At 66.1% G+C, this 9,524-nt stretch carries 9 protein-coding genes; 2 read left to right on the top strand and 7 right to left on the bottom strand.

Annotated elements, in window-relative coordinates; translation table 11 throughout:
- A partial coding sequence (locus A2J02_RS19635) for an ectoine synthase (protein WP_197478076.1) occupies positions 1 to 251 on the top strand: 251 nt, incomplete at its 5' end.
- Positions 252 to 369: 118 nt separating this feature from the next.
- On the top strand, positions 370 to 1,221 hold the full coding sequence (locus tag A2J02_RS19640; protein WP_156516310.1) for a Sir2 family NAD-dependent protein deacetylase: 852 nt from the start codon (positions 370 to 372) through the stop codon (positions 1,219 to 1,221).
- Here A2J02_RS19640 and proB read toward each other — a convergent pair.
- From proB to A2J02_RS19675, 7 genes are all read right to left on the bottom strand, one after another.
- The gene (proB, locus tag A2J02_RS19645; RefSeq protein WP_179272193.1) at positions 1,194 to 2,333 is read right to left on the bottom strand and encodes a glutamate 5-kinase; all 1,140 of its coding nucleotides are present in this window, start codon (positions 2,331 to 2,333) and stop codon (positions 1,194 to 1,196) included. The genes A2J02_RS19640 and proB overlap by 28 nt on opposite strands.
- A 2-nt stretch (positions 2,334 to 2,335) precedes the next feature.
- Positions 2,336 to 3,787: a GTPase ObgE gene (gene obgE, locus A2J02_RS19650; protein WP_037193128.1), complete on the bottom strand. Its 1,452-nt coding sequence runs from the start codon at positions 3,785 to 3,787 to the stop codon at positions 2,336 to 2,338.
- A 175-nt stretch (positions 3,788 to 3,962) separates the two neighbouring features.
- Positions 3,963 to 4,226, bottom strand: a complete 264-nt coding sequence (rpmA, locus tag A2J02_RS19655) for a 50S ribosomal protein L27 (RefSeq protein ID WP_032379202.1) — start codon at positions 4,224 to 4,226, stop codon at positions 3,963 to 3,965.
- A gap of 60 nt (positions 4,227 to 4,286) precedes the next feature.
- Positions 4,287 to 4,598: a 50S ribosomal protein L21 gene (gene rplU / locus A2J02_RS19660; RefSeq protein WP_032394581.1), complete on the bottom strand. Its 312-nt coding sequence runs from the start codon at positions 4,596 to 4,598 to the stop codon at positions 4,287 to 4,289.
- Positions 4,599 to 4,833: 235 nt separating this feature from the next.
- On the bottom strand, positions 4,834 to 8,262 hold the full coding sequence (locus A2J02_RS19665; RefSeq protein ID WP_082898930.1) for a translation initiation factor IF-2 N-terminal domain-containing protein: 3,429 nt from the start codon (positions 8,260 to 8,262) through the stop codon (positions 4,834 to 4,836).
- A gap of 505 nt (positions 8,263 to 8,767) precedes the next feature.
- Entirely contained in the window at positions 8,768 to 9,181 is a 414-nt protein-coding gene (gene ndk / locus A2J02_RS19670) for a nucleoside-diphosphate kinase (protein ID WP_032394582.1), read from the bottom strand.
- A 69-nt stretch (positions 9,182 to 9,250) separates the two neighbouring features.
- Positions 9,251 to 9,524: DUF4233 domain-containing protein (locus A2J02_RS19675; protein WP_068052476.1), on the bottom strand; the 274-nt coding region annotated here is incomplete at its 5' end.

Consider the following 9,524-nt stretch of genomic DNA (forward strand, 5'->3'; position numbering starts at 1 on the left):
ACAACTTCCACTACGCCAACCACGTCGAGGCCGTCTGGCTCATCGAGGGCGAGGGAACGCTCACGGACCGCGAGACCGGCGAGACCTACGAGCTCGGTGCGGGATCGATGTACCTGCTCAACGGACACGAGCGCCATACTGTCGAGCCGCGTACCCAGATGCGCATGCTCTGCGTGTTCAATCCTCCCGTCGTCGGCAACGAGACGCACGACGAGAACGGTGCGTACCCCCTCGTCGAGGTACCCGCGTAACACCGGCACGTCCTCACGGCCCGCACCGACGCTATCCAGGTCGGTGCGGGCCGTTGGCGTATCCACGGTGCCCATCCGGCGAGGGATCGCTATCCTGGACGAAGTGAATGCAACCCCTGTGTCCGCGGCACCGTACGAGCAGCTGACTTCCCTGCTCGACGGGAAGACCGTCACCGTCGTCAGCGGCGCGGGCATGTCCACCGACTCCGGGATTCCCGATTACCGCGGTCCGCAGTCACCGCCTCGAAACCCGATGACGTTCCAGCAGTTCATCGGTGACGCCGAATTCCGCCGGCACTACTGGGCCCGCAACCATGTCGGGTGGCGACACATGGACGCCGCCGTGCCCAACGACGGCCACCGAGCGCTCGCCCGACTCGAACGGGCAGGCGTCGTCACCGGGATCATCACCCAGAACGTCGACATGTTGCACACCAAGGCGGGCAGCCGACGCGTCATCGACCTGCACGGCGTCTACGCCCGAGTTCGCTGCCTGAACTGCGAGCGGTTGATCTCGCGCTTCGAGTTGGCCCGCCGACTCGATCGTGCCAATCCCGGTTTCCTCGAGTCCGTTGCGCCAGCGGACGGCGTCGAGATCGCCCCCGATGCCGACGCCATCATTTCCTCGACCGCACACTTCCGCATGGTCGACTGCGAATCATGTTCGGGCATACTCAAACCCGACATCGTCTACTTCGGTGAGAGCGTACCGAAGCCGCGCGTGGCCGAGGCATACGATCTCGTCGACCGAAGCGACGCGCTGCTGGTGCTCGGATCCTCGCTGACCGTGATGTCGGGCCTGCGGTTCGTCAGACACGCGTCCAAGAAGTCGAAGCCCATCGTCATCGTCAACCGAGGCACCACTCGGGGCGACGAATTCGCTTCTCTCACACTGCACGCCGGCTGTTCCGAGGTAGCGACCGCGTTGGCCGACGATGTCGATCAGGCAGGAACCAGATCGTCGGCATGAACCACCGGGCGTTGTAGCTCTGCGGCCAACTCCCCTGTCGACCGCCCGAGCATCCCGACGAGTTCCCCCGAGTCGTACGCGACGACCCCCCGAGCCACCAGTACGCCAGCGTGATCAACCAACGACACCACGTCTCCGCCGTGGAAAGAACCCGTCACCGACGTGATACCAGCGGACAACAACGATCGTCGCCGCTCCACCACGGCACGCACTGCCCCGGCGTCGAGGTGCAGTTCTCCCGCAGCATCGGCAGCATGACGGACCCAGAACTTGCGCGCCGACAACCGCGTCGGCCGGGCAGCGAAAGCGGTACCCACCGCGGACGTCGTCAGCGCATGGGCAGCATCGGATGCCGCGGCCAGTAGCACCGGAACGCCGGCGTCGGCCGCGAGACGCGCAGCGGACAGCTTGGAGGCCATTCCGCCGGTGCCGAGCGCTCCCCCCGAACCGGCGACGACACCGTCGAGATCCTCGGGGCTGGTCACTTCCGGGATCAGTGTCGCTCTGCCCTTGCGGGGATCACCGTCGTACAACCCGTCCACGTCCGAAAGCAGGAACAGTGCGTCCGCACCGACGAGGTGGGCGACCAGAGCAGCCAGGCGATCGTTGTCGCCGAACCGGATCTCTGCGGTGGCGACCGTGTCGTTCTCGTTGACGATGGCCACGGCACCGAGTGAGCGCAACCGATCCAGGGTGCGCTGAGCGTTGCGGTGGTTGGTTCGCCGCGCGATGTCCTCGGCGGTCAGCAGAACCTGTCCGACCGTGCGCCCGTACCGGTGGAACGACGAGCTCCACGCATGAACCAGAGCGAGTTGACCGACGCTCGCAGCAGCCTGCTTGGTTGCCAGGTCCCGTGGACGCTTCGTCAGGCCCAGCGGTGCCATCCCTGCGCCGATCGCACCGGAGGACACGACCACCACATCGGTGCCGCTACGCATCCGAGACTCGATGGCGTCGGCGAGCAGATCGAGTCGAGTCAGATCCAGACCGGTGTCGAGGCTGGTGAGCGCCGAGGAACCGATCTTGACCACGATGCGCTTGGCATCGGCGATCGTGCGACGGGTATCGGTGAGAGCCTCTGCGAGCGAATCGGATTCACGCACCGCCGCCACGTCTACTCCTGTTCGGTATCGAGCCCGCGACGTACCTGGCGGGCATGCTTGCGTTCGGAGGCGCCGATGCGCTCGACCTGATCGAGACGGGCATCGGTGCCACGGCCTGTCATCGTGATCTCGACGCCGGCCGGAGTCTGCGGTTCCCAGTCGAACGACACGTCGCCGATGGTGACCGAAGCACCGGGCTGAGCGCCGGCCTTGATGAGTGCGTCCTCGACTCCGAGCCGCGCGAGGCGGTCGGCGAGGTAGCCGACGGCCTCGTCGTTGGTGAACTGCGTCTGACGCACCCAACGCTCGGGTCGGGTACCGCGAACGATGAAGCCGTCCGGGATGTCCGGATCCTTGACGACCTTGAAGCTGTCGTCGTTCCGAGCGACCGGGCGCAGCACCTGACGCCGCGGCTCGGGAGCCGGATGCGCGGTGCGGTACTCCTCGACGAGCTTGGCCAATGCGAACGTCAGCGGCTTGAGACCGGCACGCGTCACCGCGGAAATGGTGTACACGGGCCAGCCACGGGACTCGAACTCGGCGGTGACCATCTCGGCCAGCTCGGCACCCTCTGGAATGTCGGCCTTGTTCAACACCACGATGCGGGGCCGATCGGCCAGATCGCCGAGGCTGGCGTCCCCGGACAGCGCCGGCTTGTATGCGGCCAACTCGGCTTCGAGGGCGTCGACGTCGGAGATCGGGTCGCGGCCGGGATCCAGTGTGGCGCAGTCGACGACGTGCGCGAGAACGGCACACCGTTCGAGGTGACGCAGGAAGTCGAGACCGAGACCTCGGCCCTGACTCGCGCCGGGGATCAGTCCGGGAACGTCTGCGACGGTGAAGGTGGTGTCTCCGCTGGAGACCACGCCGAGGTTGGGCACCAATGTGGTGAAGGGGTAATCGGCGATCTTCGGCTTCGCTGCGGACAGCACCGAGACCAGCGACGACTTACCGGCCGACGGAAAACCGACGAGGCCCACGTCTGCGACGGACTTGAGTTCGAGGACGAGCTCGCGTTCGATGCCCTCTTCGCCGAGCAGCGCGAATCCGGGTGCCCGCCGAGCCTTCGAGGCCAGAGCTGCGTTGCCCAGGCCGCCGCGGCCGCCGGGAGCGGCGTCGAAACGTGTTCCCTCGCCGATCATGTCGGCGAGCACATTGCCCTTCTTGTCGAGCACGACGGTGCCGTCGGGAACCTTGAGAATCAGGTCCTCGCCGTTGGCACCCTCACGGTTGCCACCCATGCCCTGAGTTCCGTTGCCTGCCTTGGCATGGCTGGAGAAGTGGAAGTCGAGCAGAGTGTGGACGTTGCTGTCGACGACGAACACGACTCCGCCGCCCTGCCCTCCGTTACCGCCGTCCGGGCCGCCGAGAGGCTTGAACTTCTCGCGGTGAACCGAAGAGCAGCCGTTGCCACCTTTGCCGGCGCTGACGTGCAGCACCACGCGGTCGATGAATCGTGACATAGCTGTCTTCGATCCTTTCGTGAAAGAGAAAGCGGGAGAAAAAAGCGATAGGGGCGGACCGGTCTCATGACCCTGGTCCGCCCCTATCGGGAGCTTTGAACGTACGCCGTGGATGGTCGACACGAGCAGTTGCCCGGTCGCGTCGGCCATCGTGAGCGCCAGCGCTGCAGAAGGACTAGGCCTCTACAGCAACCGGAACGATGTTCACGGTCTTGCGACCGCGCTTGGCACCGAACTCGACTGCGCCGGGGGCGAGTGCGAACAGGGTGTCGTCGCCGCCACGGCCGACGTTGACGCCGGGGTGGAAATGCGTGCCGCGCTGACGAACCAGGATCTCGCCTGCGCCTACGGTCTGGCCACCGAAACGCTTGACGCCGAGGCGCTGAGCATTCGAGTCGCGACCGTTACGGGAGCTTGATGCGCCCTTCTTGTGTGCCATGTTGCATACCCTCCTCGGGGTGAATCAGCTTGGGAGAACTCAGGTCCTGCGGGGACCTGGTTACTTGATGCCGGTGACCTTGAGGACAGTGAGCTTCTGCCTGTGTCCCTGACGCTTGTGGTATCCGGTCTTGTTCTTGAACTTGTGGATGCGGATCTTCGGGCCCTTGGTGTGCTCGACGATCTCACCGGCGACCGATATCTTCGCCAGCTTGTCTGCATCTGTGGTCAGGTCGGATCCGTCTACGACGAGGACCGGAGCAAGCGAGACAGCAGTGCCGGGCGCTCCCTCGATCTTCTCGACCTTGACGAGGTCACCAACAGCGACCTTGTACTGCTTTCCGCCGGTCTTGACGATCGCGTACGTTGCCATCGGAGGGCTACCCCTTGCTTCTTCGAACTTGCTCGCGTTGCGCATGGCAACACGACTGGTCTGGTAAAACGTGTTTGCTTGCTCCCTATCGGCCGGCCACGGCGATGTTCACCTAGGCCCGCTCGAGAACCGTTGCTTCCTGCAAGGCCACTACGGCACAGCAGAACGGTGTCACCGGGAGCGACTTATCAAGGTTACGGCAGAGAGACGGCCAGGGTCAAACTGCCCCGCGATGCTAGGCATCGATGTCCACCGGAGGCCCTGCAGGCCGCGCTGCTGCGCGCCGTCTGCGAGGACGTGCCGCCGGCACCTCCACCGGCTCCACGGACTGTTCGGCCGCCGCCGTGAGCGGAGCCGCCACCTCGTCGGGTGCCGTCCCTGCCTGGTCGGAGGTCGTGGCGTCCGCTGAGTCGTCCGCGGCAGGAACGACGATCACCATGCCCGCGTCGGGCGCTGTGCCGGTCGGCGCGGCTGCCTTGCGCGCCACCCGCCGTCCGCGTCGAGCCTTCGGTGCCACCGGCTCGGCTGAAGGCCGGTCGGCCTCGGTCTCGGTGGCCGCATCGGCTGCCGTGACGTTCGTCTCCGCGTCGGCCGCCGCAGCAGCCGCAACCTCCACATCGTCGGCGGAGACCACGGTCACCTCGGCGTCGCCGCCGGGAGATTCGGGGGCAGGTGTCTCGACATCAGCGGGGCTGACGTCGGCCACCACGTCGTCGTGGTGCGCCGCCATGGCCAGCGCCACCGGATGCGCCCGCTTGATCGACGGATCGACCACGGGGTGGTCCTGACCGTCTGCCGCACCGGCCCGATCGTTCGAGGAGGCCCGCTCGTTGCCGTCGGACCGATCGTTGCCGTCGGCCTTGTTGTCCTTGCCACGACGACGCCTGCTGCTCGTTCCCGAGTTGCCCGATTCCGAACGCGACGAGTTCGACCGACCGCCGTCGTTGTCCGGCTTGGCGTCGATGGGGAACGGGTGCACGACGATGCCACGACCCTGGCAGTGCTCACACGTGGTGGAGAACGCCTCGACGAGCCCCGTGCCGAGCTTCTTGCGGGTCATCTGCACCAGACCGAGCGAGGTCACCTCGGAGACCTGGTGGCGAGTCCGGTCGCGTCCGAGGGACTCGGTGAGTCGTCGGAGTACGAGATCGCGGTTGGACTCGAGCACCATGTCGATGAAGTCGACGACGATCATGCCGCCGATGTCTCGCAGCCGCATCTGGCGCACGACTTCCTCGGCGGCCTCGATGTTGTTGCGAGTGACCGTCTCTTCTAGATTGCCACCCGAGCCGGTGAACTTGCCGGTGTTGACGTCGACGACGGTCATCGCCTCGGTGCGATCGATCACCAGGGTGCCGCCGGACGGCAGCCAGACCTTGCGATCGAGGGCCTTGGCCAGCTGCTCGTCGATGCGGTGCGCGGCGAAGACGTCGACGGAACTGCCGTCGGCCTCGTATCGGTGCAGCCGCTCCATCATGTCCGGGGCCACGGTCTCGACGTAGTTCGACGTCGTCGTCCACGCCTTGTCGCCCTCGATGACGAGCTTGGAGAAGTCCTCGTTGAACAGGTCACGGATGACCTTGACGAGCATGTCGGGCTCTTCGTACAGCGTCTGTGGTTGCACGCCCTTGCCGGTTTCGGCGTTGGCCGAGCGTTCTTCGATGCTGGCCCACTGCGCCTGCAGGCGAGTCACGTCGCGTGCGAGCTCTTCTTCGCTGACGCCCTCCGCTGCGGTACGGATGATGACGCCGGCCTCGGGAGGCACGATGTCGCGGAGGATCTCCTTCAGACGCTTGCGCTCGGTGTCGGGCAGCTTGCGGCTGATGCCGGTGGAACTTCCACCGGGCACGTAGACGAGGAAACGACCCGCGAGCGACAGCTGCGTGGTCAGGCGAGCACCCTTGTGCCCCACCGGGTCCTTGCTGACCTGGACCAGAACCTGATCGCCTGGCTTGAGAGCCTGCTCGATCTTCCGTGAGTTTCCGCCCAAGCCCGCAGCGTCCCAGTTGACCTCGCCCGCGTACAGCACGCCATTGCGGCCACGCCCGATGTCGATGAAGGCTGCTTCCATGCTGGGCAGCACGTTCTGTACGCGGCCCAGGTAGACGTTGCCGACCATGGACGCAGTGGCACTGCTGGTGACGAAATGCTCGACGAGCACACCGTCTTCGAGCACGGCAACCTGAGTGGTCAGCGGGTGATCCGGAGTCGCTTTCTCACGCACGACCATGACGCGGTCGACGGATTCGCGGCGAGCCAGGAACTCGGACTCGGTGAGGATCGGCGGCCGACGACGACCGGCATCGCGCCCGTCGCGGCGGCGCTGACGCTTGGCCTCGAGACGCGTCGAGCCCGTGATTCCCTGGACCTCGTCCCGGGGTGCCCGGCTCTTGTTGCGCGGCTCGCGCTCGTGCACGACGGTGTTGGGCGGATCGTCCTCGGACGACGCGCCCTCGGCAGCGGCCTCTGCTCCGGTCTTGCGCCGGCGACGGCGTCGACGACGACGGCTCGAGCCGTCTCCGTCCGAACCGCCGTTGTCGGAGTCGTCGTAATTGTCCTGGGCACCCGAATCGGACTCGTCGTCGCCGTCCTCGGCCGAGGAGTCCGCGGTGCGCGTGTCGTCGGAGGAATCGGTCGAATCGGAGTTCTGCCGGTCCGAGGTGCGGCTGCGAGTGCGCGATCGACGCGAGCGTCGTCCCGAGTTCGACTGCTGCTCGTCACTCGACGAGGACTCGTCCGAGTCGGAATCGGTCGATTCTGCGTCGGCCGAATCGGTGGTCTCCGAGTCGCCGTCGGAATCGTCGTCGGAATTGTCGTCGTTCGACTCGTCCGAGGACTGCTCGCCGCGACCACGGCCGCGTCCACGGCGGCCACGGCGTCGGCGTCGAGGCTGAGATTGATCGTCGTCCCCGTCACCGTCGGTCGATCCCTCGGCTGCGGTCGACTCGTCGGCCTCGGAAGAGGACCGGTCGGTCGAGACTGCAGAGGTCTCCGGTACAGAGGTCTCGGGTGCGGCGGTCTCCGGCGTCACCGCGGACTCACTGCCGTCGGTGTCCGCGCTGGCGACCTCGTCCTTGGGCGCTGCCTTGCGGCTGCGGCGACGGCGCGCCGGGGGCTCCGCCGGTGACTCCGCCGATTCCGCCGCTGGGGCGTCCACGGCTGCGGGCTGCAGAAACAGCGGGGTGGTGAACGTCGTCGCGGTGGGCTGGTCGGTCGTTGCCGCGGACCGATCGGCCTCCGGCTCCGGAGCGGGCGCGCTGGTGAACAGCTGCGGCTCGGACCACGAGGCCTCGACGGCGGGTGCCTCGACAGGTTCCTCCGCAACCGGCTCCGGCTGCGCGGCAATCGACGACTCGACTGTCTGCCCGGCGGGCGCTGTGGGCGCGTTGACCGAGTCACGAACGGACTCCGCGACGTCACGGCTCAGGCTCGACTGTGCACTGCGCGCTTCGATGCCGAGCTCACCGAGGGTGACGAGCAACTGCTTGCTGGTGACGCCCAGAATCTTTGCCAGAGCGTGCACGCGCAGCCTGGTCGGCAGCTCGATCGTGTCGGGTTGCGCCGACGCCACCGCGTCGGTTTCCACAGACGACACCGCGCCGGGAGGCTCCGTACGACCTGCGTTTGCGTTCTGTACATCTTCGGGCGGGCTTTGATCGGCCACGTAGTCTCCTCGGGCCCCCGGGCGCGTCCATCCGACTTCGGGTGTGACGCGGCCACGCGAGGGCAATCCTTGTGTACTCACGTCGGGTTGGACGTCAGCTGTTCGGTCTCGCTCCGCACCCGAGCCGATGACCACTTCGTAGTTCTCGGGGGTCGACGACAGCGTGTGCGGTGCCTGGCTGGATGGTGGTGTACCGGCGATCCGAGCGCCTGATCATCAAGCAAGAACGCGAACGAGCCTGTCTCTCGTTCGAGCATCTGCGATGACGGGCAGCGGATAGACGACAGTCATCCGATCGAATACACCACACCGGTCTAGCGAACTTCGGTGAAGCCTGGGCTTCGGGTGGAGCGTGAAACCTGTACGTACTGGTGCAGTGAAGTCGATCTGTCGTCGAGTATCCCACACGCTGTGATGCGTACTCGCCACGCCGCACCGTTCGGGTTCCGAGCGGATGCGGCGTGGCCGGAAGGAGGCGTTGCTTTTCGTGTCGAAGGCGGAACGGTCAGGCGAGGCCGGGGAACCAGAGTGCGATCTCGCGCTCGGCCGATTCCACGGAATCCGATCCGTGCACCAGATTCTGCTGACCGTCGAGGGCGAGGTCACCACGGATGGTGCCGGGAACCGCCTTGGCCACGGGGTCGGTGCCGCCTGCGATCTGGCGGAACGCAGCGATGGCGCGCGGGCCTTCGAGAACTGCGGCCACCACCGGTCCGGACGTGATGAACTCGAGCAGCTCGGGGAAGAACGGCTTGCTCTCGTGCTCCGCGTAGTGAGCCGAGGCCAGTTCGCGGGAGACGGTCTTGAGCTCGAGTGCGACGATGCTCAGACCCTTCTTCTCCACGCGGCCGAGGATCTCTCCTACGTAACGCCGGGCAACTCCGTCGGGCTTGATCAGTACAAGGGTGCGGTCGGTCACGTCGAGAACAGTAATGGAACACAGCGATGCGGCGCGCGCCGCATCGCCGAAACCGACAGGTTTCCCCTGTCAGTCGCGCTGCCCCGGCAGCATCCCACGTCGGATTCGCTCGGTGATGTCACGGCGCAGGTACAGCAGATACAGCCACACGGCGATGAAGATCAGGCCGACGATGCCGATGGACAGATGGAACACCGTTCCGAACAGAACGAACACTTGCAGAATCAGATTGAACTTCATCGCCCAGGGCTCACCCTGCTTGCCGGCGCCTGCGATCATCGCGACCGCGAGGAGAACGATGTACGTGGTCGAAAACCACGTTGCACCGCCGCCCACGACGGCG

The sequence above is a fragment of the Rhodococcus sp. EPR-147 genome (genome assembly GCF_001647185.1).
Classification (GTDB): Bacteria; Actinomycetota; Actinomycetes; order Mycobacteriales; family Mycobacteriaceae; genus Rhodococcoides.